Genomic DNA, 23,712 nt, shown 5'->3' on the forward strand with positions numbered 1-23,712 from the left:
CGGCGCGGCCCTCAGTCCCGCCCGGGCGCGCTGCTGCCCTGGTACGAGCCGAGGCCCTCGATCAGGGCCACGAGGGCCGGGTCCCCCGCGAAGCGCTCGGCGTGGATCTGCCGGATGCGCTCGCCCGTGGCCGGGTCCTCGTCGTCGGTCAGGTCGTGCGAGACCATGTGCCGCACCAGCGGCAGCCCGAACTCGTCGACCCGCCGGTGCAGCGGATCGTGCATGTACGCCCGGTAGCCGTCGATGTCCTCGACCGCGAACATCGCTCCGTAGTCGAAGTCGCCGCCCACGTCCCGCCCGACCGCCCAGTACGCGACGGCGTCGATCTCACGGCCCATCCTGCGGAGCATCTCCAGCGCCTCCGCGACCTTGTCCTGCGGTGCGTCGGGGCGCATGGCGAGGCGGATCTGGTGGTGAATCACGGCGTCTCTCCTCCACGGTGCGGCATACAGTGCGACATACGGCTTTGCTCTATCGCTTGCGTTAGAGACTCTAACTAGTTCGATAGGCCATCGCAACCGCGTGCGCGGACTAAAATCGACGCATTGTGTCTGACTTCCACCGCGCCCCCGAGGCCGACGCCGCTCCCCCGCCCTCGGCCGGGGCCTCCCCGCGCCCCGTCCGCGCCAAGGGCGAGCCCCGTTTCCCCGACGGCCCGAAGGCCGATCCCGCCGGGTCGCACTTCGAGCGGCGGATCCGGAGTTTCCAGCCCCGGCGGAGCCGGGTGACCACCGGGCAGGCGGACGCGTTGCAGCGGCTGTGGCCCGTATGGGGACTGGACATCGACGGCCGGCGGGTCATCGACCTCGCCGAACTCTTCGGCAACGACCGCCCCGTGGTCCTGGAGATCGGCTTCGGCATGGGCGAGGCCACCGCGCAGATGGCCGCCGCCGACCCGGACACCAACCTCCTCGCCGTCGACGTCCACACCCCCGGCCAGGGAAACCTGCTCGCTCTCGCGGAGCGGAAGGCGCTGTCCAACATCCGGGTGGGCAACGGCGACGCGATCATCCTGCTGCGCGAGATGCTCACCCCCGGCTCCCTCGCCGGGCTGCGCGTCTACTTCCCCGACCCGTGGCCCAAGAAGCGGCACCACAAGCGGCGGCTGATCCAGCCGGAGTTCCTGTCCCTGGCCGCCACCCGGCTCGCCCCGGGGGCCGTCGTGCACTGCGCCACCGACTGGGAGCCGTACGCCGAGCAGATGCTCGAGGTGCTCACCGCGCACCCGGACTTCGAGAACACCGTGCCCGGCGGCGGATTCGCGCCCCGTCCCGAACACCGGCCGCTGACCCGTTTCGAGGGCCAGGGACTGGACAAGGGACATGTGGTGAACGACCTGCTCTTCCGTCGCGTACAGCACAAGGAGCTGCCCCCCACCGGTTAGGGTCCATGCCGTGGCCACCTGTCCCCCGTACCCGACCCGTGCGCACCGGCATACGCACTGGTGGCAGCGCCCCTGGGTCCGTTACGGCGCGCTGATCACCCTGCTCGCGCTGTCCGGGCTGGTGATCCTGGCCCTGGTGCGTGAACAGACCGGCACGCAGGGCTTCCTGGTGGGGCTGGGCCTGGCGGTACTGCCCGTGCCGCTGCTCATAGCCGCGTTCCGCTGGCTGGACCGGGTGGACCCCGGCCCCTGGCGGAACCTGCTCTTCTGCTTCGCCTGGGGGGCCTGCGCGGCGGCGCTGATAGCGATCGTCGCCAACAGCTTCGCGACCCGCTGGATAGCGACCGCCACCGCCGACCCGGCCGGCGCGGACACCCTGGGCGCCACGGTGATAGCGCCGGTCGTCGAGGAGTCCGCCAAGGCCGCCGCCGTCCTCCTGGTCTTCCTCTTCCGCAGACGGGACTTCACCGGCATCGTCGACGGCGTGGTCGTCGCCGGGGTCACCGCCACCGGCTTCGCCTTCACCGAGAACATCCTGTACCTGGGCACCGCCTTCGGCACCGACCAGCTCACCGGCGACAGCGGCATCGCCTCCGTCACCGCGGCGACCTTCTTCGTGCGGGTCGTGATGTCGCCGTTCGCGCACCCGCTGTTCACCGTGCTCACCGGCATCGGCTTCGGCATCGCCGCGCTCTCGGCTGGCCGGCACCGCGTGCGCCGGTCGCTGCTCCCGTCGGCCGGGCTGCTGCTCGCGATGGGCGTGCACGCCCTGTGGAACGGCTCGGCCGCGTTCGGCCAGTACGGCTTCTTCGCCGTGTACGCGGCGTTCATGGTGCCGTCCTTCGGCCTGCTGACCTGGCTGGTGATCTGGTCCAGGCAGCGCGAACTGGGCACCGTACGGGCCGAGCTGCCCGCGTACGTCGTCGCCGGGTGGCTCACGCCCGCGGAGCCGTACGCGCTCGGCTCAATGCGGGCCCGCCGCATCGCCCGGCAGTACGCCCGCCGGCACGCCGGGAAGGAAGGGGCGCGGGCGGTGGCGCGGTACGAGGCCTGCGCGACCTCGGTGGCGTTCCTCAGGCAGCGCGGGCGCCGGGGCCGGGCGGGCGCCGACTTCACCGTGCGGGAGCGGGCGCTGCTGGAGGCCCTGTGGCACCTGCGGGACGTGGCCCGCCCGGCGCTGGACCACGCCGCCCGGGCCACAGCACCGCCGCCGCCCGTGCCGCGGCCGATGCCGCCGTGGGCGTACCCGTACGGCGGGGCGCACCCCGGGTACGCCCCCCGCAGCGCGCCCGCTCCGTACGCCCCGCACCTCCCGTACACCCCGTACGCCCCCTACGGACCGCAGGCGCCTCTCGGCCCGTACGCGCCGCCCCACCCGGGCGCCCCGTACCCGCCGCCCGGCCCGCACCGGCCGTAGGTTCGCGCCGTCCGTCCGCTCAGGCGGACGCCCGCGTCAGGCGGACGCCCGTGTCAGCCGCCCGACCTCGTCCGCCGTCAGGCTCAGCTCGGCCACGCCCAGCAGCGCCGGCAGCTGCTCCACCGTGCGCGCGGACGCGATCGGCGCCGCCACCGTCGGCTGGGCGGCCAGCCAGGCGAGGGCGACGGTGGCGACCGGAGCGTCGTGGGCCTCGGCGATCTCGTCCAGGGCGGCCAGCACCCGGCGGCCGCGCTCGCTCTCCAGGTGCTTGGCCGCACCGCCCGCCCGCGGGCTGTCCACCGCGGTCCCCGGCCGGTACTTGCCGGTGAGGAAGCCGGCCGCGAGGGCGTAGTACGGCACGGCGGCGAGACCGGCCTGCTCGGCGAGGTCGCGCAGCTCGCCCTCGTAGGTGTCGCGGGAGACCAGGTTGTAGTGCGGCTGGAGGGCGACGTACCGGGCGAGGCCCTCGCGGTCGGAGAACTCCAGGGACGCGGCGAGCCGCTCGGCGGAGATGTTGGAGGCGGCGATGTGCCGCACCTTGCCGGCCTTCACCAGCTCGTCGAGGGCGCCGATGATCTCCTCGACCGGCACCTCGGGCTTGTCGTAGTGGGTGTAGTAGAGGTCGATGTGGTCGGTGCCCAGGCGGCGCAGCGAGGCGTCGGCCGCGGCCTTGATGTTCGCGGCGGACAGTCCCGGGTACTCGGGGTGCTGGCTGACCTTGGTGGCGAGGACGACGTCGTCACGATTGCCGCGGGCCGCGAACCACCGGCCCAGGACGGTCTCGGACTCGCCGCCGCTGTTGCCGTCGGCCCAGGCGGAGTAGGCGTCGGCGGTGTCGATGAAGTTGCCGCCCGCCGCCGTGTAGGCGTCGAGGACGGCGAAGGAGGCGTCCTGGTCGGCGGTCCAGCCGAAGACGTTGCCGCCGAGGGCGAGCGGGAAGACCTCGAGGCCGGAGGAGCCGAGTGTGCGCAGAGAAGTCATGTAGGGCGTCAACGACCGCACCGGAGCAGGTCATTCCGGCCAAGGCGCAAAAATCCGGCAAACCGGCGGCCCTGACGCCGGGGGGTTGCCGTCAGGACCGCCGGGTTCAGCGGGGTGGTCGGGGAGCGGGGTGGATCAGGGCGTGAGGCCCTTGCTCTGCAGCCAGGCCATCGGGTCGATGCCCGAGCCGCCTGCGGTGTGGACCTCCAGGTGGAGGTGGGCGCCGGTGACGTTGCCGGTGGCGCCGACGCGGCCGATGACGTCACCGGTGGTGACCTTCTGGCCGACGCTGACGCTGATGGACGACTGGTGCGCGTACCAGAGTTCGGTGCCGTCGTCGAGGGTGAGCACGGTCTTGTAGCCGTACGAGCCGTCCCAGCCGGCCGACGTGATCGTGCCGCTGTGCACCGCCTTGAGCAGGGTGCCCGTGGGGGCGGCGAAGTCGAGGCCGGTGTGGTGGCCGGAGGACCACAGGGAACCGGCCTGGTTGAACGTGGAGGAGATGGTGTACGAGGAGGTCGGCAGCGTGTACTGCTTGGCCAGCTTCGCGAGCCGCTCGGCCTCGGCCTTCTTCGCGGCCTCCTCCTCCGCCTTCTTCTTGGCGGCGGCGGCCTTCTCCCGGGCTTCCTTCTCCGCCTTGGCGGCGGCTTCCGCGGCCTTCTTCTCGGCGGCGGCCCGGGCCTCGGCGGCGGCCTTGGTCTCGACCTGCGCCTGCTGCTGCTCGGCCTGCGCCATGATCCGGGCCCGCAGCGACTCACCGGCGTCGGTGGTGCCGGTGCCCTCCGCGGTGTCGGCGGCGACGGCCTGGGTGATGCCGCTGAGCGGGGTGGCGGAACCCTCGGGCTCCGGCGTCCCGTCGTCGCCGGGCAGGAGTGAGCCGACGTTCGGCAGGTCCGGCATGGAGATGGACACCGGCGGCTTGCCGGTCTGCGCGCTGGCCATGCCGCCCGCGCCGACGGCGGCTATGACCCCGACGCCGAGGACGGTGGAGCTGCGGGCGAGCCCGCCGCGCTGCTTGGCGACGCGGTGCCGGCCGCGTACGGGGCGGATGGATTCCGCGGTGGGATTCCACTCCTCCCAGGGACCCTCTTCGGCACGGGGGGCGTCGTAGCCGAAGGTGTCGGTGCCGTGCCCGGCGGGCACGAACGGGGCCTCGGGGGCAGGCCGGTTGGACGCCACGTGGGCGTACTCCTTTCCTTCCTTTCGCCTACCGGGTTAGCTGACGGGTTCGGAGCAGGAAGGTCTCCTACGGGTGTGCGCCGACCGTGCGGACACGGCGGCAGACGCCCGATTCACCCCAATGTGGTGGTTCCCCGGTTCCCTTGCGGGATTCGGCGCGTGCGCACGGAGCCGCCTTCTGTGACGGCTGGGACGACCGCGCTGCGTTATCGAACGTTAATAGACGCGGGGCTCTGATTCCAAGCCGTTCCTCTTGATCGTTAACGGAAACGACTGGGACGTACGCCTCACGATCGGTGAAAACCGGGCGAGTTGACCCCGTCTCAGTATTCCCCTTCACGCCAGGTTTTTCTGACGGTATGTCAGTCGTTATGCGGAGGGGTGTCGGGCCGTCACGGCTCGTGACAACGATCATGTTCGCCGCGCCGGGGCCGCCGTACGGCGAGCAGCGCCATGTCGTCCGCCATGCCGCCCCCGGAGTGCCGGCGCACGTCCTCGGCGAGGGTGTCGAGCAGGGTCGCCGGATGCCGGAAGACCCGGCCGGTCAGCCGCACCTGCGGATCGTAGAACTCGCCCTTCGCGTCCCGGGCTTCGGTCAGTCCGTCGGTGTAGAGCAGCAGCGTGGCCCCGCCGGGGAAGGGGATCTCCTCCGCCCGGTCGGGCCACACGCCCAGCTCGCCCATGCCGAGCGGCAGCGCCGACTCGCGGGCGGGCAGCGGGCCGAGGGTGCCGTCGGCGTAGAGCAGCAGGGGCGGCGGATGGCCGCGGTTGACGATGCGGACCGTCCCGTCGCCGTGCGGGAGTTCGGCCAGTACGGCGGTGGTGAAGCCCTCGAAGGCGTCCAGTCCGTCGCGCCGGGTGCCCTCGCGCGCCAGCGCCCGCTCCAGCCGCTGCGCCACCGCCTCCAGCGTCGCCTCCTGCTCGGCGGCCTCCCGGAAGGCACCGATCACGACGGCGACGGCGGCCACCGCGCCCATGCCCTTGCCGCGCACGTCCCCGACGATGAGCCGGACGCCGCGGGCGCTGTCCTGCACCGCGTACAGGTCGCCGCCGATGAAGGCGTCCGCCTGCGCGGCCTCGTAGCAGACGGCGATCTCGAAGCCCGCGATCCGCTCGGCGGGCTGGGGCAGTACGGCGCGCTGGGCGGCCTCGGCGATCTCGCGGACGGAGACGAGGCGCTCGCTGCTGCGCCGGACCATGCCGTTCACGAGGACGGCGAGCACGGCGACGGTCGCGATGGTGATCAGCTCGGTGAGGGAGTCGACGTAGTGGATGACGCCCTTGCCGAGTTGCAGCCCGATGACCGCGGCGACCACGGCGACGCCGGTGAGCGCCGTGCCGCGCCGTGAGTAGAGCGGGGCGGCGATCAGGGGCGCGGCCGTGTAGAGGGGCCCGGCGGTGAAATACCTCGGGGTGAAGACGTCGTACAGGATGGCGACGACGATCAGCAGCACGGGGAGCGCGTGCACGAAGGCGCGCCCGTACCGGGTCCGCCGGTGCGGTGGTGGTGCCGGGGCCGAGAGGGGCTGCGGCTCGTCGCCGAGGCCGAGACCCGGGTCGGGCACGGGGTCGCCGGGGAGTCGGCCGCCGGCTCGGGCGTACGCTCCCTCGTCGTCCACGTCACCTGGCCGCACCACTCGTCTCCCGCCGCCCCGCACGTCCGCGCCGCTTGCCGTCCCGGACTCCAGGTTTCCGGGAGCGGGGGCGGGCGGCGAGCGGTGAGGGGCCGACCGGATGACACGCGACGCGTGCCGAAACGCACCGAGGGCCGGAACCCTTTCGGATTCCGGCCCTCGGCCTTCAGTAGCGGGGACAGGATTTGAACCTGCGACCTCTGGGTTATGAGCCCAGCGAGCTACCGAGCTGCTCCACCCCGCGTCGTTGTGTTCACCACTGTACGTCATCCCGGGGGCGGAATGCACATCGGTGTCTCCCGCCCGGCTCCCTACCCCTCCAGATGGCGGTTCGGCGCCTTCGCCCGCTGCGCGTACTCGGGCAGTACGACGACGGCGGCACCCCCCGCGGCGAGCATCCCGCTCCCGTCCGCCCCCGCCACGAAGGTGTCCGGCTCCCGCCAGGCCGTGACCACCCGGCGCACCCCGGCGTCGAGGATCAGCCGGGCGCAGGGGGCGGGCCGGGAGGCGCGGCGGGCGCAGGGCTCCAGGCTGCTGTACACGGTGGCGCCCGCGAGCCGCCGGTCGGCGGGACCGACCTTGGCGAGCGCGGCCTCCTCGGCGTGCACGACCGGGTCACCGCCCTCCCGGGAGTACCCCCGCGCCAGCTCGCTCCCGTCGGCGGCGACCACGACCGCCCCCACGCTGAAGGCGGTGTCCGACGGCGGGCACAGCTCGGCCAGCTCACAGGCGAGCGCCAGCCAGTGCCGGTCGGCGGCGGCGACCCGGTCGCCGGTGCCGGGGGCGGTGGGCCGGTACCGCATCAGGACGACGTCCTCGATCCGCCGCGTCTCGACCAGCGCGAGCCGCCCGCCCTGGTAGGCGCCGGGTCCGAACAGCCGGGGCGCGGCCGGGTCCCCGACCAGGAGGGGCGCGAGGACGAGGTGCAGTTCGTCGGCGAGCTCCTGCTGGAGCAGCTGGGTGTGCACGGTCCCGCCCCCTTCGACCATGAGCCGCCGCACCCCGCGCCGGTCGTGCAGGTACTCCAGCGCCGCACGCCAGTCGAGCACCGGCCCCAGGGACACGACCTCGGCACCGATGCCGAGCGCGCGGGCCCGCCGGGCACCGTCGTCCGTGGTCAGCAGCACCTTCTCCCCGCCCGTGTGCCAGAACCGCGCCGCCGGGTCCAGTTCGCCGCCGCCGCTGACGGTGACCTTGAGCGGGTACTCCGCCCGTCCGGCCGCGGTGCGGGCCGCCCGCCGCTCGGCCGAGTTCACCAGCAGCCGCGGGTTGTCGGCCCGGATCGTGCCGGCCCCGACCAGGATCGCGTCCACGGAGGCCCGCACCTCGTCGACCCGGTCGAAGTCGGCGGGGCTCGACAGGAGGAGCCGGTCGGGGCCGGTGTCGTCCAGGTAGCCGTCGAGGGAGACGGCGGCGGAGAGCAGGACGTGGGGCAGGGGCATGGGTGGCTCTCCGGTGGTGCGGGCGGACGGGCGGGCTGGGCGTGGAGTGCCGCCATTGTCGGTCATGGTCCGGCAAGGAACGCCAACGACGAGGAGCCGAAGCCTGCGCGGGCTTGACTCGCCAGTGGCTGGAGACCGCAGGGTGGGCCCATGAACGGCGCGATGCCCCCGTACTCGATCGGCGAACTGTCGGCCCGTACCGGCGTTCCCGTCCGGACGATCCGGTTCTACTCGGACACCGGACTGCTGCCGCCCACGGACCGCACCCCGGCCGGATACCGCCGCTACGACGACGCGGCCCTCGACCGGCTTCACCTCATCGGCGTACTGCGGGAGCTGGACGTCGACCTCGCCACGGTCCGCCGCGTCCTGGACGGCGGTCTCTCCGTCGCCGAGGTCGCCGCCGCGCACGCCGACGCCACCGCCCTCCAGATCCGCGCCCTGCGGCTGCGCCACAGCATGCTGCGGCTCGTCGCCCGGCGCGGCTCCAGTCCCGAGGAGACCGTTCTCATGCACCGGCTCACCCGGCTCACCGCCGACGAACGACGGCACATGGTGGCCGACTTCATCGCCGGCCTCGGCGCCGACACGCCCCGGTCCCGCGACGCTGCCGCCGTCCTGCGTACGGCCCTGCCCGACCTTCCCGACGAGCCCTCCGACACCCGGCTCGCCGCATGGGTGGAGCTGGCCGAACTCATCGCCGACGACGACTTCCGCGCGCGCATCGCGGACGCGGCGTTCCCGCCCGCCGACGAGGACGCGCTGCCGGGGGTGGCCTCCGAGCAGGCGGCCGAGCTCGTCCCCTTCGTCAGGGGGGTCGTCGCCGAAGCGAGGGAGGCGGGCATCGATTCGGCGGCCGCCGACGCCGTCCCGGTGGTCGACACCGTCGCGGAGCGCTTCGCCGCCGTACTCGGCCGCGCCGACGGTCCGGAGCTGCGGGAGTGGCTGGCGGGGCGTTTCGAGGCGGGCCACGACCCGCTCGTCGAGCGGTACTGGCGCCTGGTCTGGGCGGTCAACGACTGGCAGGTGATCCCCGGTCATCTGCCCTTCCAGCCCTGGATGATCACGGCACTGCGCCGGTCCGGCGGCCGGGTCAGCCCCAGTCGCCGTTGACCCACGCGAGCAGGCGGGCGCGCCTCGTGGAGGAGCAGAAGGTGTGGTCCGCGCCGGACGTGGGGTACGACCCGGAGCCGTACCGCACCTCGTACTCCTGGTCGCCGGGGCCGTACTCGCCGTCGCGGCGGCCGTCCAGGTCGTCGGCCCAGTCGAGGAGGCCGAAGTCGAGGCCGAGGCTGACGAAGTACCGCCCGGGGTCGGCCGGTTCCACCGGGGCGGGGCGATCGTCCGACGCGGCGGCGTGCCTGTCCTCCAGGCAGCCGTCGGACCGCACCGGCTGACCGAGCCACCACCCGGCCAGGAAGACGGCGTACAGGAAGGCGACGACCCCGAGGCGGCGCGGGGTGATCCAGGCGGGCATCCGGCCCTACCTCCAGTCGCCCTCGAACCACGCGCCGAGACGGGGCCGTTCACTCATGTCGTTCGTGCAGGCCACGGCGTAGGACGTATACGTCAGGGACATCACGTTGTCGTTGCCCACCACCAGCGAGTCGGAGACCGGACCCACGATCGGTGCGGGCGTGGGGGGCGGCTGGGTCCGGTACCGCTCGGCGGCCCGGTCGATCGCGGCCTGGTCGGCCTGGCACTCCGGGGTCACGGGCTGCCCCAGGTACCAGCCCGCGACGAACACGCCGTAGACCGCGGCGGCGGCACCGAGGCGGCGCGGGGTCATTCGACGGGGTCGAAGGTCAACCCGGCCTGCACCGTGCGGAGTTGTGCTCATGCCGGAGGACTCTACCCGCCGGTGTGACGGGCCCCCGGGTCACTCACCCTCGGTCCGGGGGACAGCGAAGGCGCCCGCGGCGGCCGCCAGCACCGCGGCCCGCGCCGCCCGTTCCGGCAGGCGCGGGTCGGGATCGGCGCGCAGGAGCACCAGTTGGTGGTAGAGCGGCGCCGTGGCGGCGATCAGCAGGCCGCGGGCGTCCACGTCCCGTGCGGGGAGTTCGCCGCGCTCGACGGCGCGCTCCACGAGGACCTCGCACTGGGCGTACCGGTCCGCCCACAGGCGCGTCTGGGCCCGGGCGGCCTGCTCGGAGTGGAACGACGCGGCCATCAGGGCGACGGCGAAGGACGGCCGTACGACGAGGGACTCCTGGATCTCCCGGTTGAGCGCGGTCAGATCACCGCGCAGGGAGCCGGTGTCCGGCGGCTGCCAGTCCGTCTCCCCGGCGGCGTCGATGACGTCGACCAGCAGCCCGCCCACGTCGCGCCAACGCCGGTAGACCGTGGTGCGGTGGACCCCCGCGCGGGCGGCGACGCCCTCCACGGTGAGCCCTTCGTGCCCGGCCTCGGCGAGTTCGGCGCGCACCGCGTCGAGGACCTGGGCGCGGATGCGGGCGGTACGACCACCCGGACGGCGCTCCGGCGTCATGGCTGTCGGGTCCGTCGGGTCTGTCCGGGCCGTCGGGTCTGTCATCGGGGGTCCCTTGTCCGGTTGATCGATGAGGCTGGACCGTGCGACCCTCCTAACGCTACACCTGTCGCACTAGTGATCCGCCGAGAGGATCCGCCTTGCCGATGCCCGCGCTCCCCGCCGATCCCACCGTGCTCCACCCGATGCCCGAACAGCCCCGGGTCGTGCTGCTCAAGCCCCTGGTGAAGTCCCCGCTGATCGAGGTCGGCGAGTTCTCCTACTACGACGATCCGGACGACGCGACCGCCTTCGAGACCCGCAACGTGCTCTACCACTACGGGCCCGAGAAGCTGGTGATCGGGAAGTTCTGCGCCCTGGGGACCGGCACCCGCTTCCTCATGAACGGCGCCAACCACCGCATGGACGGCCCGTCCACCTTCCCCTTCCCCACCATGGGCGGCTCCTGGGCCGAGCACTTCGACCTGCTCACCGGCCTGCCGAACCCCGGGGACACGGTGGTGGGCCACGACGTCTGGTTCGGCAACGGCGCCACCGTGATGCCCGGCGTCCACATCGGCCACGGCGCGATCATCGCCACCGGGGCCGTGGTGACGAGCGACGTGCCCGACTACGGCATCGTCGGCGGCAACCCGGCCCGCCTGATCCGCACGCGCCACGAGGAGCGGGACATCGCGCGGCTGCTCGCGGTGGCCTGGTGGGACTGGCCCCTGGAGCACATCACCGAGCACGTCCGGACGATCATGTCGGGCACCGTCACGGAACTGGAGCAGGCCGCCGCCGTTCGGCGCTGATCGACCTCAGGTTCCCCCGTTGCCGAGAAGACGCTGGGCTCCCGCGACGGACCGTGAGCGCGACTGCCGGAACTCCGCGTTCTGGTGGTTGAGCCGCTCGTCCATGTGCTCGAAGGTGAAGGCGCGGTCGAACGCGATCTCGAAGCGGCACATGTTCCCGTCGTAGGTCCCTTTCGCGAGGTCGGCCATGTCCTCCGGGCCTGCCACCCGCTTGCCGCGCCCGGCGCCCCGCGGTTCACGCCGGGCCGCCACGAATCGCGCACCTTGAGCTGAGGTGTCGCAGCGACCACTAGAGCCGAAGCTTCTTGGGCGGTGACAACCGTTTCGTCACGCCAGGACGGCTTTCAGTACCTGCGCTGTGTTGGCCAGGCTGTCCAGCACGACATCGGCGCCGGCCTCCCGCAGCTCGGCAGCAGGCGTCTTCCCCGTGGCGACTGCCACGACCCGCACACCTGCCGCGTGCCCGCCTTCCACATCAGCCGGGGTGTCCCCAAGGAACACAGCCTTACTCGCGGTCACGCCCGCCCGAGTGAGCGCCTTGCGCAGCAGCTCCGGCCGCCCTTCACCGTCCTCGCCGAACGCTCCCTCGCCAAGGAGCACATAACTGTCCAAACCGAAGATCGCCAGCTTCACCTCGGCGGCCACACGTACGTTGCCAGTCACTACCGACTGCCGCACCCCGCGCTCCTCGATGGCCGCCAGCGCCGCAGCGGCACCCGGCAGTGCGTGTCCGCGCTCGCGCAACTCGCCCGCTCGTCGCACGTGCACCGCACCGAGCGCATCGGAGAATCGAGCGAACAGCGCCTCGTCGTAATCCACACCGTGCAGCCGCGTGGTCTCGCGCAGAATGACCCGCTCCGTCGACCCCGTCACCGACGCCTGCTCTCTCAACGGCAGGCCCGTCACCTGTTCGAAGGCCACGGCCCACAACTCACCGCCCACCCCGCGCGTCGCCATCAAAGTGTGGTCGATGTCCCACAGCACCAGTTCCGGCACCGACGCCTCCTCTCTCTGCAACAACGGGGTCCCCACGCTTCGGGCACCCTACGCTCAGAGGACCGAGCAAGGAGCGGGCGATGGTTGCAGCAGACCTCCCCATCGGGGACCGGATCAGGCACCACCGCGGCGGGCGCCGTCAGGACGCTGTCGCCGGGTTGGTCGGCATCAGTCCCGACTACCTGTCGCAGATCGAACGCGGCCTGAAGGTCCCGTCGCTGCCGATCCTCTACGCGCTCGCGCAGGAGCTGGGGGTGCCGGCCGCAGCGCTGCTGTCAGAGCAGGCGCCCGCGACCGAGGAGGCGGCGGACACCGCCAAGGCAGCGGTCGGCCGGGCCTTCCTCGGATACGGCCCCGCCCGCGGCACAAGACCCGTGCCCTCGGCCGTGCTGCGGGACCGGGTGGAGGCCGCCTGGCAGTCCTGGCAGACCAGCGGCAATCGCTTCACGGAGGCCGCCGAGACGCTGCCAGACCTGGTCACCGATGTCGAGCACGCCACCCGGGCTGCCCGAGCCAGCACCGACCCAGCCGAGCGCCGGGCCGTACTGCGTGCCGCCGCCGATCTCTACTGCCTGCTCCGCTCGTACCTGCGGCGCACGGGCCGAGTCGACCTCGCCACCATCGCCGCCGACAGGGCCAAGCGCGCCGCCGAGGACGCCGACGATCCGCTCCGTATCGCCGCCGCGCAGTGGAACTTGGGCCACGTCCTCCTCGCTGCTGGCCAGCCCGCTGAGGCGGAGGAACTGGCGCTCCGCGCCGCCGAGCAGGTCGCCGCCACGACGATGCCCGAGACCGAGCAGGCCGCCATGGTCGGGGCTCTCCAGCTTGTCGCTGTGGTCGGGTCCGCCCGGCGCCGCCGGTGGTGGGAGGCCCGGGACCGGCTGACGCAGCAAGCAGCGAAGGCCGCCCGGCAGGTGCCGGACGACAGCAACGTGGCCTGGACCGTATTCGGGCCGACGAACGTCGCACTGCACGCCCTGTCCATCGACATGGAGGCCGGTGAGACCGGCGAGGCTCTGCACACTGCGGACGCCATCGACACCAGCGGCCTGCCCAGCCGGGAGCGGGAGTTCACGTTCGGCCTGGAGGTCGCGGCCTGTCACTCTCAGCGCCGCGACGACGCCGCCGCACTGCTCGCCCTCCGCGACCTGGAAACTCTCGCCCCTGAAGACCTTGCGCGCACCCCCCTCGCCCGCCAACTGGTGCTTACGGTTATCCGACGCGCCCGGGGCATGCACGCTCGTCAGGCCGAGCAGTTGGCCGAGCGGATCGGTCTCGTCTAAAGGACGAGCCCGTGGTCCACCCGAACTCACAGCTCGGGTGGACCGGTCAACACCTACATACGGTCACGGTTCTGAGACAGACCGCGATGACCGTAGAGGCGTAATCATGACCAACGAACGGGCACTTTGTCCTGTCGAGTCAAGACCGGGCGTACTGGTGCATCCAGCGGGCGACCGTCAGCTGGCCGCGTCTCGCTGGCTGCTGTCGACAGTCCGGCACCAAGATCGGGCCCGGATGGAGTGGCAGGAGCACGGACTCACGATGCTGCCGTTGGGCACACTGTTCTCCGCAGTCCGTCTGCCACAGCGCCTGGTGCTCGCCGTCACTGGCGGGACCGGCCCCTCGCCTGAGGTCGACGCGGTCCTCGGCGAGGCCCTCGGCGGCGGCCCGGTCATCTGCGACCCGCACGGCCACCGGTATTACGCCCTCGTCCCGGCCAGCACCCCCACCACGTGGCACCAGGCGGTCGACGACTGGCGTGTGGTGGACGTCGACTGCCTCGGCCGCCACACCTACCTGGGCGTGCCGCGCGTCGACCTCACCGCTTTCGACCGACGGACGTACGCGTCGTACTGGGCGGTGCCGATGCCGTCGATGGCCACGCTGTGCGCACCGATCGCTGTCGCCCGCCTCATCGCCGTCGGCCGGCACCAGCTGACCGAGCAGCCGGACGAAGAGAGACCGGCGTAGCGGGGGGACCCCGAAGCCCCCGCCCCGGGCCCCAACCCTGGACAGGTAGAGCCCCGGGGCGGGTTGCTCAGCGGCCGGAGACCGCTTCTCCGCAGGAGACAACCCAGACACTGGAGGCAAGTAATGCAGCAGAACCTGTACGCGCTGTCGGCAGCCGACGCGTCCACCCGGAAGTGGTGCGGTGGCAACCTCGGTGGCGACAACGAGACCTGCGTGACCACCGTGCCGCTGGCGGGCGCCGTGGATGCGTACGCCGTCGGCGACTCCAAGGCCGAGGCGAACGGCAGCGAGCTGCGCATGACCGGCGCGGAGCTCGACTCGTTCGCCATCGAGTGGGCCCGGAACCGCGGCCTCGCGCTCTAGGCTGTCCGCCCACCTTCACGCCCACCACGGTCCGCCCTGCGCGCGGGGCGGACCGTCACTGAAGGGATCTCATGACCGTTACCGCACCCGAACGAGTGAGTCTGAGCAGCCAGTCCTGGACGGGCCACTGGCACGGTTTCGGCCCCTGGACCGGGTCACCCGCGAACTACTTCAACGAGGGCAACAGGCGGCCCGCACACGAGATCCTGCCCGACCCCGGTGCGTCCTGCGCCGACCGATACCGAGAGGCTGCCAGCGAGTTCACCAACGGGTCCCTGCCTCCGCTGATGACCGGGCACTGGCTGCTGAAGCGCGGGCAGGCCGCGCGGGCCCGTACCTGGACGGACGCCGCCGACGCCACAAAGTGGCTGAAGGAGCAGTACGTCAGCAGCCCGCCCTTCGAGCGGACGGATGGAGGGCAGGCGTATGTCGGGCTCGACGTGAAGCTCGACTATGCCCTCAACGTGCTCCCGCGAGGCGTCGATGTCTCCTGGGTCCACTGGACGCCTTCCCGCTCCCTGTTTGCCGCTCAGGTCGTGTGCTGCCCGAACCTCCATCACTCGAATATCACGTGTCCCCTGCCCCCCTCGTGATCTGTGAGGAGAGATCATGTCCCTCCGCTTACTGCTGCCCGCCGAGGGCGTAGCCGGCCTCCTGTCCGCCTGGGCCGATCAGCCCCGCGTGTACGACCGCGGACTGACCGAGGTCGACGAGGCCCTGAGCCTGGACTACTTCAACGAGCTGGTCGACACCGGCTGTGCGCCTCCTGACGAGGTCGCCGTGATCAAGGCGGGGCCCTCCAACCGGGCAGCGTTCCTCACGAACGGCCGCACCGACCCGGTCAAGCTGAGCGGCTTGCGGGATCAGGGCTATACGATCCGCTTCGGAAATCTGCAGCGCTGGCTGCCTGCCTTCCACCGCATCTCCCAGGACATTCAGCGGGAGACCGGCTACTCGAACTACATGCACGCCTTCCTGACCCCCGGGGGCGAGCAAGGACTGCTGCATCACTGGGATCAGCAGATGGCCGTCATTGTTCAGGTGTCCGGCACCAAGACCTGGCAGTTGTGGAAGCCGCCCGTTGAGTCCCCGATGCGCGAGTTCAACGAGTCGTTCCGAGTGTGGCGCGAGGACTTCATCCCCGCATGGGAGGCCGCTGGCCCCGACCTGACGGTCGAGCTGGCGGCCGGACAGACTCTGTTGCTGCCTCGCGGCTGGGTCCACAACCCGCATGCCCTGAATCACAGCGATCCCAGCCTGCACCTCACGTTCGCCATCCGGGAGCGCACGCCCCTGTGGCTCGCCGAACAACTGCTCGCGGAGGCTGTCCATCAGCCGGAGTTCCGCCGCGTGCTCCTCCCCGCTGAGCTGGAGCTGCCGGCCCTCGCCGAACGGCTGGCCGAGACCAAGCAGGCCATCGCCGCGTTCCTTGACACGCTCGACATACCAGCAGCGGCGGCTCGCGTACGGAGAGCGGCCCTGACCGCGCAGGAGTACAGCACCTGACGGGGACGGGCTGGCGGTCGCTGCGGTGTGTCCTGTCCGCCCAGCCGCTCCGCGCCGCGTCAGCTCCCCCAGCTCTCGGGCGGGCCAGCGACGGGCCAGCAAGCGATCACGAGGGGGGTCAAAACGGACGAGACCCCAGCTCATTCCAACTGTGAGCTGGGGTCCGGCCGGTAGGCCCTGTGGGACTCGAACCCACAACCAATGGATTAAAAGTCCACTGCTCTGCCAATTGAGCTAAGGGCCCCAGGCGGTGTCTCGCGCGGTGTCGCGTGATGTTGCCACACCGAGCATAGCCCGACGCCGCCGGGACGCCGATCGGGTATCGGGGTCACGGCCGCGTCGGGGGCGTGACTGCCCCGGGTTACGGGTCCACCGGCTCGGGGGCGCTCGCCCGGGCGGCGGCGCGGGCGCGGGTGCGGGCGTGGTCGGGGTTGAGGAACCAGTGCCGGGCCGAGGCCAGCCACCAGGTGGCGGCGAAGCCCAGGACGACCAGGACGGCGACGGGCGCGTAGTTGAAGGTCTCCCAGGTGACCGGGGAGACCTGGGGCAGCATGAACAGGACGGTGATGACGCCGACCCACGTCACCGCGATCACGCCCACCGGCCGCGACCAGCGGCCCAGGTGCCACGGCCCGCGTTCGAAGGCGGCGCCCTTGCGGACGCGCAGCAGGGTCGGGATGACGTAGGCGATGTAGAGGCCGATCACCGCGATCGACGTCACCGCCGCGTACGCCGTGACGTTGATCAGGTACGGGAGGCCCAGGACCAGCGCGGCCAGGGCCGCCAGCCAGACCGCCGCGACCGGCGTGCGGGTGCGCGGGTTCACCGAGTGCCAGACGTGGGACCAGGGCAGCGCGCCGTCCCGGGAGAAGGCGTAGATCATGCGGCTGTTGGCCGTCACCGACGCCATCCCGCAGAAGAGCTGCGCCCCGATGACGACCAGGAGCAGCAGCTTGCCCGCCGTCGCGCCGAGGGCGTCGAGCAGGATCTGCGCGGGCGGCGCACCGGTCGGGGACGTCAGGGCGCCGTCGTAGGACTGGATGGCGAAGGTGAAGCCGAGGAGGAGGACGAAGCCCGCGATCCAGGAGGTCCAGATGGAGCGGACGATGCCCTTCGGACCGGCCGTGGACGCGTCGTGCGTCTCCTCGGTCATGTGGGCGGAGGCGTCGTACCCGGTGAAGGTGTACTGGGCCATCAGCAGACCGATGAGGACGACGTACGCCCCGCTGCTCCAGCCCGTGTTGTTCACGAACTCGCCGAAGACGAAGGACGCCGACTGGTGGTGGTCGGGCGCGAAGGTCAGCGCGCCGACGATGACCGCGACGCCGAGGACGTGCCACCACACGCTCACGCTGTTCAGCAGGCCCACGATGCGGACGCCGAAGGTGTTCAGCAGGCCGTGCAGGATCAGGATGGCCGCGAAGAGCAGGATCGTGCGGCCCGGCGTCACCTCGAAGTCGAACTGCAGGTTCAGGTAGGCGCCGAGGAAGGACGCGGCGCCGAAGTCGATGCCGGCGGTGACCGCGACCTGGCCCAGCACGTTGAACCAGCCCGTGAACCAGGCCCAGGCCGCCGCCGTGCGCGGGGGCGCCAGGCGGTGCGCCCAGAAGTACAGGCCCGCCGAGGTCGGGTACGCCGAACAGATCTCGGCCATCGCCAGGCCGACGAAGAGCGTCATCAGGCCGACGGCGACCCAGCCCCACGTGATGACGGCGGGGCCGCCCGTGTTCATGCCGAAGAGGTAGAGGGTCAGGCAGCCCGACAGGACCGAGATGATCGTGAAGGAGACCGCGTAGTTGGAGAACGCCGACATGCGGCGGGCCAGCACCTGGGTGTAGCCGAGCTGGGCCAGCCGTTCCTCGTCCGACAGCCCACTCGCCTTGGCGTCATCTGTCATGCCCCCAGCAATTCCCTCGCGGCGGGCGTGACATGCGTCACTGGGTGGCCGAAACCGGACCGCAACGCGAAGCGCCGTGGCCTCCACCCGGTGGGGCGGAGGCCACGGCGCGTCTCAGCTGGTCAGGCGTCAGCCGTTGCGCTTCCAGCGCGGCTTGTCGTCACGGCGGCCGAAGGACGAACCCCGGTGGTCGTCGCGGCGACCGTACGGGCGGTCGTGACCGCCGGTGCGGAAGCCGGGACGGTCGCCGCCCTGGCGGTCGCGGTTGAACGGACGGTCGCTGCCCCGGTGTCCGCCGCGCTCGCCGCGGTCGTCCCGGCGGAAGCCGCCACGGTCGTCACGACGCTCGAACGGACGGCCACCACGGTCGTCACGACGCTCGAAGGAACGCCCACCGCGGTCACCGCGGTCGTCGCGGCGCTCGAAGGAACGCCCACCGCGGTCACCGCGGTCGTCGCGGCGCTCGAAGGAACGCCCGCCACGGTCACCACGGTCACCGCGGTCGTCACGGCGGAAACCGCCACGGTCGTCACGACGCTCGAACGAACGGCCACCACGGTCACCGCGGTCGTCACGACGCTCGAAGGAGCGGCCACCACGGTCGTCACGCCGGTCGTCACGACGCTCGAACGAACGCCCACCACGGTCACCGCGGTCGTCGCGGCGCTCGAAGGAACGCCCGCCACGGTCACCACGGTCACCGCGGTCGTCACGGCGGAAGCCGCCACGGTCGTCACGACGCTCGTACGAGCGCTCGCGGTCGTTGCCGCTGCCGGTGCGCTCCGTCTTCTCCACGTCCCGGGCGCCGGGCTGCTCGGGCAGCGAGACCTCGGTCTCGGGCGACGCGGCGGCCACCTCGGCCAGCACCGTCTCCGGGTCCTCGCCGCGCTCCCGCGCGGCCCTGGCGACCAGGCGGTCGGCCTCCTCGCGCAGCTCGGTGGCACGGCGCTGGGCCCGCTCCAGCTCCTTGGTGAGCTGGCCGACCTCACGCTCGGCCTGCTGCGCCGCGTTGCCCGCCGATTCCGCCTGCACCTCGGTCATCGACCGGGCACCGGTGATCTCGGCGACCTCGGGGTCGAAGGCGGCGCCGCCCTGGATGATGTGGCGCGTGGCGTCGACGCCCGCGTCCTCCATCAGCCGGAAGATCTGGCGGCGCTGGTGCGGCAGGGACAGCGAGACGACCGTGCCGGTGCGGCCCGCGCGGGCGGTGCGGCCGGCGCGGTGCAGGTAGTCCTTGTGGTCGCCGGCCGGGTCCACGTTCAGGACCAGGTCGATGCCGTCGACGTGGATGCCGCGGGCGGCGACGTCGGTGGCGACGAGGGCGTTGACGTAGCCCTTCTTGAAGTCCTCCAGCACCCGGGTGCGCGCGCCCTGGGTCATGCCGCCGTGCAGCGCGTCGGCCTTCACACCGGCGTCGCAGAGCTGCTCGGCGATGCGGTCGGCGCCGAGCTGGGTGCGGACGAAGATGATCGTGCGGCCCTTGCGGGCGGCGATCGCGGCGGTGACCGGCGCCTTGTCCTTGGGCTTCACCACGAGGATGTGGTGCGACATGGTCGTCACGTTGCCCTGGGCGCTGTCGACCTCGTGCGTGACCGGGTCGGTCAGGTAGCGCTTGACCAGCGTGGAGATCTCGTTCTCCATCGTGGCCGAGAAGAGCATCCGCTGGCCGCCCGCGGGGACCTGGTCGAGCAGCTCGGTGACCTCGGGCAGGAAGCCCAGGTCGGACATCTGGTCGGCCTCGTCGAGGACCGCGATCTGCACGTTCTCCAGGGAGCAGGCGCCGCGGTTGATGATGTCGCGCAGCCGGCCCGGGGTGGCGACCAGGACGTCGACGCCGCGCTCCAGGGCGTAGATCTGGTTGCCCATCGAGGTGCCGCCGCAGACGACCTTCATCTTCAGGCCGAGGACGTCGCCGTACGGCTGGAGCGCGTCGGCCACCTGCATGGCCAGCTCGCGGGTCGGGGTGAGGATGACGGCGCGGGGCTTGTGCTTCTCGGTGCGACCGCCGGCCAGCGTGGCCAGGGTCGGCAGCCCGAAGGAGAGGGTCTTGCCGGAGCCGGTGCGGCCCCGGCCGAGGATGTCCTTGCCCGCCAGCGCGTCCGGGATGGTCGCGGCCTGGATCGGGAAGGGGGTGGTCACGCCGTTCTGCGCGAGCTTGCGCACGACGCCCTCGGGCAGACCGAGGTCGGCGAACGTCGGACCGGGAGCCTCGGTGGTCTCCGTGGCCGGGGAGGCGGCTACGGCCTCGACGGCCTCCGGCGCGCTCTCGACGCCCTCGGCGTTCTCGGGCACGACGACGTGGTCAGTACTGGTCATGGACATGCGAATGCGAAACCTTCCGGAGTCTCTCGTCGGCACGCGCCCGTCAACTCCGTGAATCGCGATTCGCAATACGACCGCCTCAATGCGGTCCACCACGGCAGGGGGAGAGAACGCGCCACACGGCGCGCTCTGCGGTGGCGCCGGGCAAATGGGATCAAACGATCTACCACCATACGCACCCCCCACCCCCGAACGCAAACCGGCCGCACATGCCCAGCTCAGCGGGCTGCCGTCACCCTGTTCAGCGTCCCGCCCGTCCTACACCGGTGCCCCGGCCGCCGGTGCCGGCTCCCGCTGCTCGAGCTGGGTCCCGGGCGGCTCGTGCGCCGACGAGGACGGCTCGGCCACCGTCGGCTCCGGCGTCGGGGAGGCGGGCGGCTCCGCGGTCCGCGTCGGCTCCGGCTCGGCGGTCCGGGTGGGCTCCGCCGGGGGCGTCCAGGTGGGCTCGGGGCCGTGGTTCCCGCCGTTCGGCGGCGGCGCTCCGGTCGGGCCCGCGGCCGGGGGCTCCGAGGCGGACCCGTCCCTGCCCTTGCGGCCCTCGCCGCCCTTCCCCTTGCCGTCGCCCTTGCCCTTGGCCTTGGCCTTCTTCCCCTTGCCGTGCCCGTCGTCGGCCGCCGCGTCGTACCCGGCGTTCCCTCCGGAGACCGCGGGGCCGCCCCCGGACGCCTCGCCGCCCCGCTCCCCGGCGGAGTGCGACGGCCTGGCGTCCCCGCCGGACTCCTCGCCGACGCTCATGCAGCCGGCGGCCGCGGCGACGGCCAGGGCGGTGGCGGCCAGACGGACGGGTACGTACAAGGGGCGCACGGGCGGCCACCTCCGGGGGTCAAGGAGTCGACGTGCCCAACTCCCGTCACCCACAAGAGGACACGCGCTCGGCGAGGCAGACTTGACCCGGGCGCGTCACCCGTACCCGAGGGAGTGCAGCCGCGCGTCGTCGATCCCGAAGTGGTGGGCGATCTCGTGAACGACCGTCACCTCGGTCTCGGCCACGACGTCTTCCCGCGTCGCGCAGAACCGCAGCGTCGGCCCCCGGTAGATGGTGATCCGGTCCGGCAGCACGCCCGCGTACCACTCCCCGCGCTCCGTCAGCGGCGTCCCCTCGTACAGCCCGAGCAGCTCGGGATCGTCCGCCGGCGGTTCGTCCTCGACGAACACCGCGACGTTGTCCATCAGCCGCGTCAGCTCCGGCGGGATCCGGTCCAGGGCCTCGGCGACCAGTTCCTCGAACTCCTCGCGCGTCATCTCCAGCACACGCCCATTGTCGGGTACGACCGTGGAGTACGACCCGCATATCCGCACCGGGCCCTGGGCATACGGGACCAATGGCCCGCGTCCCCGCCGCAGCCCCGCACGTCCTGGCCGAGGTGATGAACCGCATCCGCAACGCCCCGCGCATCCTCACCCGCCGCTCCCGCGACCGGCTCGCCCGCCGGGACCGGCCCGGGTCCGCCACCCCCGAGCTCGCCGCCCGCCCCCGCCCCTGGTCCCGCGCCGCCGGCCTCGTCGCCGTCGTCCTGCTCGGCGCCTGGCTGGGGCTGCTGGTCGTCGGCAACGTCCGGGCCCCGGTCGGCCCCATGGACACCACCATGACCCTGCGCCCCTCGCTGGCCGGCGGCACGAAGATCAACGTCTCGCCACTGGGCGCCCTCCAGCTCGACAGCCACGTCGCCCCGGTCCGCCTCGACGTCAACGTCGACCAGCTGGACCCCGCCCGCGCCCAGGCCCTCGTCGACCACCCCGAACGCCTCTCCGGCCTCCAGGACGAGGTCGCCCGGGACGTCGAGCACGGCACGCTCGATCTCGCCGTCCGCTCCTGCGTGGCCGTCGTCACCGGCGCCACCGCGCTCGGCCTCGCCGTCTACCGCCGCCCCCGGCGCGCCCTCGGCGCGGGCGGACTCGCGCTCGCCCTCCTGGTCGCCTCCGGCGGCACCGCCTACGCGACCTGGAACCCCGACTCCGTCCTGGAACCGAAGTTCTCCGGCCTGCTCTCCTCCGCGCCCTCGCTCGTCGGCGACGCGCGCAGCATCGTGACCGAGTTCGACGTCTACCAGAAGGAACTGGCCCGCCTGGTGACCAACGTGACCAAGCTCTACGACGTCACCTCGACGCTCCCCGCGTACCAGCCGGACCCGACCACGATCCGCGTCCTGCACGTGTCGGACATCCACCTCAACCCGGCGAGCTGGAAGATCATCGCCTCGCTGGTGCAGCAGTACAAGGTGAACGTCATCGTCGACTCCGGCGACACGATGGACCACGGCACGGCCGCGGAGAACGGCTTCCTGGACCCCGTCGAGGACCTCGGCGCCCCCTACGTCTGGGTCCGCGGCAACCACGACTCCCGCGGCACCCAGGAGTACCTGAAGCACCTGAAGAACGTGCACGTCCTGGACGACGGCCACGCCCGGACCGTCGCGGGCCTGCGCTTCGCCGGGATGGGCGACCCGCAGTACACCCCCGACCGCTCCGAGGCGGACGGCGCCGAGGCCAGCCAGGAACTGGCCGGCGCCCGCCTCGCCTCCGCCCTGCGCGACCAGAGCGCGGCAGGCACCCCCGTGGACGTCGCCATCGCCCACGAGCCGTCGGCCGCCCGCGAGGTCGACGGCGACGTCCCGCTGGTGCTCGCCGGGCACCTGCACCACGAGGACATGAAGGTCATGAAGTACGGCACCCGGCTGCGGGTCGAGGGCTCCACCGGCGGCAGCGGGCTGCGCGCGGTCGAGGGCAGGTACCCGGACCCCATCCAGGCGTCCATCCTCTACTTCGATCGGGACACCCGGCGCCTCCAGGCCTGGGACGAGATCAAGCTGGGCGGCCTGGGCCTGACGACGGCCGAGGTCAGCCGCCATCTGCCGAAGGAGAACCAGCCGGGCGCCACCCCGTCCCCCACCGCCACCAGCCCGTCCCCCGCCTCCACCAGCCCCTCTCCCTCCGTTCCGGTCAGCCCCGCCCCCAGCACTCCGTAAACCGTTTTGGCGATACCTCCCGCCATCCCATATGCTTCTCACGTCCCCGACGCGCTGCGAAGCGCCCAGGCGGGCCGATAGCCCTCATCGTCTAGCGGCCTAGGACGCCGCCCTTTCAAGGCGGTAGCACGGGTTCGAATCCCGTTGGGGGCACGCAGTACATGTGCGACACTGTCGTACAAGCTTGGTCCTGTGGAGCAGTTTGGAGTGCTCGCCACCCTGTCAAGGTGGAGGCCGCGGGTTCAAATCCCGTCAGGACCGCTGAGGTTTCACGTGAAACCTCGCGGCTGGGTAGCTCAGTTGGTACGAGCGATCGCCTGAAAAGCGATAGGTCGCCGGTTCGACCCCGGCCCCAGCCACAGCAAAGGC

24 protein-coding genes, 5 tRNA genes and 1 riboswitch are annotated in these 23,712 nt (G+C 72.1%); of the genes, 13 read left to right on the top strand and 16 right to left on the bottom strand.

All coding sequences use genetic code 11. The features are described from left to right. Window positions 1–11: 11 nt before the first annotated feature. Window positions 12–422 carry a Dabb family protein gene (locus tag ACIRGB_RS03475; protein WP_403858226.1) on the bottom strand — a complete coding sequence of 137 codons (411 nt, stop codon included), beginning with the start codon at window positions 420–422 and terminating at the stop codon, window positions 12–14. A 125-nt stretch (window positions 423–547) separates the two neighbouring features. On the opposite strand from ACIRGB_RS03475, the gene trmB reads away from it, so the two are divergent. Continuing rightward, window positions 548–1,384: a tRNA (guanosine(46)-N7)-methyltransferase TrmB gene (trmB, locus tag ACIRGB_RS03480; RefSeq protein ID WP_403858228.1), complete on the top strand. Its 837-nt coding sequence runs from the start codon at window positions 548–550 to the stop codon at window positions 1,382–1,384. Window positions 1,385–1,394: 10 nt separating this feature from the next. After that, on the top strand, window positions 1,395–2,801 hold the full coding sequence (locus tag ACIRGB_RS03485) for a PrsW family intramembrane metalloprotease (RefSeq protein ID WP_403858230.1): 1,407 nt from the start codon (window positions 1,395–1,397) through the stop codon (window positions 2,799–2,801). Between the two features lie 36 nt (window positions 2,802–2,837). Here the strand turns inward: ACIRGB_RS03485 and ACIRGB_RS03490 are convergent, their stop codons facing one another. The 5 genes from ACIRGB_RS03490 to ACIRGB_RS03510 all read right to left on the bottom strand — a co-directional run bounded on the left by ACIRGB_RS03490 (window position 2,838) and on the right by ACIRGB_RS03510 (window position 8,037). Then, window positions 2,838–3,782: an aldo/keto reductase gene (locus tag ACIRGB_RS03490; RefSeq protein WP_403858232.1), complete on the bottom strand. Its 945-nt coding sequence runs from the start codon at window positions 3,780–3,782 to the stop codon at window positions 2,838–2,840. A 135-nt stretch (window positions 3,783–3,917) separates the two neighbouring features. Beyond that, window positions 3,918–4,961, bottom strand: a complete 1,044-nt coding sequence (locus tag ACIRGB_RS03495) for a M23 family metallopeptidase (RefSeq protein WP_403858234.1) — start codon at window positions 4,959–4,961, stop codon at window positions 3,918–3,920. 11 nt (window positions 4,962–4,972) lie between these two features. Beyond that, a riboswitch (cyclic di-AMP (ydaO/yuaA leader) is annotated at window positions 4,973–5,129 on the bottom strand. 224 nt (window positions 5,130–5,353) lie between these two features. Further along, on the bottom strand, window positions 5,354–6,580 hold the full coding sequence (locus tag ACIRGB_RS03500) for a PP2C family protein-serine/threonine phosphatase (protein WP_403858236.1): 1,227 nt from the start codon (window positions 6,578–6,580) through the stop codon (window positions 5,354–5,356). 185 nt (window positions 6,581–6,765) lie between these two features. Further along, a tRNA-Met gene (locus ACIRGB_RS03505) sits at window positions 6,766–6,839 on the bottom strand. A 67-nt stretch (window positions 6,840–6,906) separates the two neighbouring features. After that, the gene (locus ACIRGB_RS03510) at window positions 6,907–8,037 is read right to left on the bottom strand and encodes a dihydrofolate reductase family protein (RefSeq protein WP_403858238.1); all 1,131 of its coding nucleotides are present in this window, start codon (window positions 8,035–8,037) and stop codon (window positions 6,907–6,909) included. 150 nt (window positions 8,038–8,187) lie between these two features. Here ACIRGB_RS03510 and ACIRGB_RS03515 point away from each other — a divergent pair, with 150 nt between their 5' ends. Beyond that, on the top strand, window positions 8,188–9,150 hold the full coding sequence (locus tag ACIRGB_RS03515; RefSeq protein ID WP_403858240.1) for a MerR family transcriptional regulator: 963 nt from the start codon (window positions 8,188–8,190) through the stop codon (window positions 9,148–9,150). Here the strand turns inward: ACIRGB_RS03515 and ACIRGB_RS03520 are convergent. From ACIRGB_RS03520 to ACIRGB_RS03530, 3 genes are read right to left on the bottom strand one after another with little or no spacing between them, the layout of a single operon-like run. Then, window positions 9,131–9,514, bottom strand: a complete 384-nt coding sequence (locus tag ACIRGB_RS03520; protein WP_403858242.1) for a hypothetical protein — start codon at window positions 9,512–9,514, stop codon at window positions 9,131–9,133. The genes ACIRGB_RS03515 and ACIRGB_RS03520 overlap by 20 nt on opposite strands. Before the next feature lie 6 nt (window positions 9,515–9,520). Continuing rightward, complete coding sequence (locus tag ACIRGB_RS03525; protein ID WP_403858244.1) at window positions 9,521–9,877, bottom strand: hypothetical protein; 357 nt, start codon at window positions 9,875–9,877, stop codon at window positions 9,521–9,523. A gap of 39 nt (window positions 9,878–9,916) precedes the next feature. Beyond that, window positions 9,917–10,570, bottom strand: coding sequence for a TetR/AcrR family transcriptional regulator (locus ACIRGB_RS03530; protein WP_403858246.1), 654 nt, complete (start codon window positions 10,568–10,570; stop codon window positions 9,917–9,919). Between the two features lie 101 nt (window positions 10,571–10,671). On the opposite strand from ACIRGB_RS03530, the gene ACIRGB_RS03535 reads away from it, so the two are divergent. Then, window positions 10,672–11,319, top strand: a complete 648-nt coding sequence (locus ACIRGB_RS03535) for a CatB-related O-acetyltransferase (RefSeq protein WP_403858248.1) — start codon at window positions 10,672–10,674, stop codon at window positions 11,317–11,319. 6 nt (window positions 11,320–11,325) lie between these two features. On the opposite strand, the gene ACIRGB_RS03540 is transcribed toward ACIRGB_RS03535, so the two are convergent. Then, the gene (locus ACIRGB_RS03540; RefSeq protein ID WP_403858250.1) at window positions 11,326–11,571 is read right to left on the bottom strand and encodes a hypothetical protein; all 246 of its coding nucleotides are present in this window, start codon (window positions 11,569–11,571) and stop codon (window positions 11,326–11,328) included. A 75-nt stretch (window positions 11,572–11,646) separates the two neighbouring features. Continuing rightward, window positions 11,647–12,315 carry an HAD family hydrolase gene (locus ACIRGB_RS03545; RefSeq protein ID WP_403858252.1) on the bottom strand — a complete coding sequence of 223 codons (669 nt, stop codon included), beginning with the start codon at window positions 12,313–12,315 and terminating at the stop codon, window positions 11,647–11,649. A gap of 80 nt (window positions 12,316–12,395) precedes the next feature. Between ACIRGB_RS03545 and ACIRGB_RS03550 the strand changes: the two genes are divergently transcribed. The 5 genes from ACIRGB_RS03550 (at window position 12,396) to ACIRGB_RS03570 (ending at window position 16,158) form a co-directional block, all read left to right on the top strand. Beyond that, complete coding sequence (locus tag ACIRGB_RS03550) at window positions 12,396–13,598, top strand: helix-turn-helix domain-containing protein (protein ID WP_403858254.1); 1,203 nt, start codon at window positions 12,396–12,398, stop codon at window positions 13,596–13,598. 235 nt (window positions 13,599–13,833) lie between these two features. Then, window positions 13,834–14,289: a hypothetical protein gene (locus ACIRGB_RS03555; protein WP_403858256.1), complete on the top strand. Its 456-nt coding sequence runs from the start codon at window positions 13,834–13,836 to the stop codon at window positions 14,287–14,289. Window positions 14,290–14,412: 123 nt separating this feature from the next. Next, on the top strand, window positions 14,413–14,652 hold the full coding sequence (locus ACIRGB_RS03560; RefSeq protein WP_104635179.1) for a DUF397 domain-containing protein: 240 nt from the start codon (window positions 14,413–14,415) through the stop codon (window positions 14,650–14,652). Window positions 14,653–14,723: 71 nt separating this feature from the next. Beyond that, window positions 14,724–15,245, top strand: a complete 522-nt coding sequence (locus ACIRGB_RS03565) for a hypothetical protein (protein WP_403858258.1) — start codon at window positions 14,724–14,726, stop codon at window positions 15,243–15,245. A gap of 16 nt (window positions 15,246–15,261) precedes the next feature. Further along, window positions 15,262–16,158 (top strand): JmjC domain-containing protein, encoded by an 897-nt coding sequence (locus ACIRGB_RS03570; protein WP_403858260.1) that lies wholly within the window; start codon window positions 15,262–15,264, stop codon window positions 16,156–16,158. Window positions 16,159–16,329: 171 nt separating this feature from the next. On the opposite strand, the gene ACIRGB_RS03575 is transcribed toward ACIRGB_RS03570, so the two are convergent. From ACIRGB_RS03575 to ACIRGB_RS03595, 5 genes are all read right to left on the bottom strand, one after another. Further along, window positions 16,330–16,402 (bottom strand) — tRNA-Lys (locus ACIRGB_RS03575). A gap of 117 nt (window positions 16,403–16,519) precedes the next feature. Then, window positions 16,520–18,055 carry an amino acid permease gene (locus tag ACIRGB_RS03580; RefSeq protein WP_403858262.1) on the bottom strand — a complete coding sequence of 512 codons (1,536 nt, stop codon included), beginning with the start codon at window positions 18,053–18,055 and terminating at the stop codon, window positions 16,520–16,522. A gap of 129 nt (window positions 18,056–18,184) precedes the next feature. Beyond that, window positions 18,185–20,377 carry a DEAD/DEAH box helicase gene (locus ACIRGB_RS03585; RefSeq protein WP_403858264.1) on the bottom strand — a complete coding sequence of 731 codons (2,193 nt, stop codon included), beginning with the start codon at window positions 20,375–20,377 and terminating at the stop codon, window positions 18,185–18,187. A 258-nt stretch (window positions 20,378–20,635) separates the two neighbouring features. Then, the gene (locus ACIRGB_RS03590; RefSeq protein ID WP_403858266.1) at window positions 20,636–21,181 is read right to left on the bottom strand and encodes a hypothetical protein; all 546 of its coding nucleotides are present in this window, start codon (window positions 21,179–21,181) and stop codon (window positions 20,636–20,638) included. Window positions 21,182–21,277: 96 nt separating this feature from the next. Further along, window positions 21,278–21,628 carry a metallopeptidase family protein gene (locus ACIRGB_RS03595; protein ID WP_011029427.1) on the bottom strand — a complete coding sequence of 117 codons (351 nt, stop codon included), beginning with the start codon at window positions 21,626–21,628 and terminating at the stop codon, window positions 21,278–21,280. A gap of 71 nt (window positions 21,629–21,699) precedes the next feature. On the opposite strand from ACIRGB_RS03595, the gene ACIRGB_RS03600 reads away from it, so the two are divergent. The 4 genes from ACIRGB_RS03600 (at window position 21,700) to ACIRGB_RS03615 (ending at window position 23,702) form a co-directional block, all read left to right on the top strand. Next, window positions 21,700–23,343, top strand: coding sequence for a metallophosphoesterase (locus ACIRGB_RS03600; protein WP_403858268.1), 1,644 nt, complete (start codon window positions 21,700–21,702; stop codon window positions 23,341–23,343). A gap of 80 nt (window positions 23,344–23,423) precedes the next feature. Further along, window positions 23,424–23,496, top strand: a tRNA-Glu gene (locus ACIRGB_RS03605). A gap of 33 nt (window positions 23,497–23,529) precedes the next feature. Next, window positions 23,530–23,604: transfer RNA gene (locus ACIRGB_RS03610), tRNA-Asp, on the top strand. A gap of 24 nt (window positions 23,605–23,628) precedes the next feature. Continuing rightward, window positions 23,629–23,702 (top strand) — tRNA-Phe (locus ACIRGB_RS03615). Window positions 23,703–23,712: the final 10 nt, after the last annotated feature.

This window comes from Streptomyces sp. NPDC102490 (genome assembly GCF_044765285.1).
In the GTDB taxonomy this organism is placed as follows: domain Bacteria; phylum Actinomycetota; class Actinomycetes; order Streptomycetales; family Streptomycetaceae; genus Streptomyces.